This is a genomic window from Bradyrhizobium uaiense, assembly GCF_010811875.1.
Lineage (GTDB): Bacteria > Pseudomonadota > Alphaproteobacteria > Rhizobiales > Xanthobacteraceae > Bradyrhizobium > Bradyrhizobium uaiense.
The window spans coordinates 1-800 of the sequence record NZ_VKHP01000533.1 but is presented as its reverse complement, the minus strand read 5'-3'; the positions used below and the strand labels follow the sequence as shown (position 1 = coordinate 800).

Sequence of the window (800 nt, the reverse complement as noted above, 5' to 3'; positions counted from 1 at the left end):
ACACTGATGCCGTAGGGGGCCGTCCACCCCATCAACCAAAAATCTTGGTTGGGTTACACGCTGTGGCCCCAGCCTGCCGCATCACAGACATTTGGGGTAATGGGTCCCGGCTTTCGCCGGGACGACGTGGAGAGGGATCAGGGCTTTCCGTTCAGCCGTTGCAAGAACCCGGTCAGATCGTCAGTGACATGGTCGACATAAGCGGCGTCGCGGCCTTCGAGCTCCCAGGTCTCGCGCACCACCTCCTGGCTGCCGTCGGGCACCACCAGCACCGTGGTCATGCCGAGCTCATGCGGTACCACCAGATTGCGCGCGAGGTCCTCGAACATCGCAGCCTTCGCCGGATCGACGTCGTGCAGCTTGAGGAACTTCTGGTAGGTCTGCGGCGCCGGTTTCGGTTCGAGATCGGCGGCGATGATGTCGAACACGCCGTCGAAGTGATGGCCGATGCCGAGCCGGCCCAGCACCGCATCGACATGGTCGACCGAGCCGTTGGTCAGGATCAGCTTGCGCCCCGGCAGCTTGGCGATCGCAGCGCCCATTGCCGGATTCGGCTGCAGCGGCGAGTGGTCGATCTTGTGCACATAGGCGAGATAGTCGTCGGCCTGCACGCCGTGCTCGGTCATCATGCCGCGCATCGTGGTGCCGTAGCGCAGGTAATAGTCCTTCTGCAGCCGCCGCGCTTCCTCGGGCGAGATCTTCAGCCAGTTGCCGACGAACTCGCCGATCCGCGCATCGACCTGCTGCCACAGATTGACGTGATGCGGGTACAGCGTGTTGTCGAGGTCGAACACCCAGGT

1 protein-coding gene is annotated in these 800 nt (G+C 63.4%); it reads right to left on the bottom strand.

The window, feature by feature from the left end; all coding sequences use genetic code 11:
* Positions 1–137 precede the first annotated feature (137 nt).
* A partial coding sequence (locus tag FNJ47_RS46300; RefSeq protein ID WP_163163477.1) for a pyrimidine 5'-nucleotidase occupies positions 138–800 on the bottom strand: 663 nt, incomplete at its 5' end.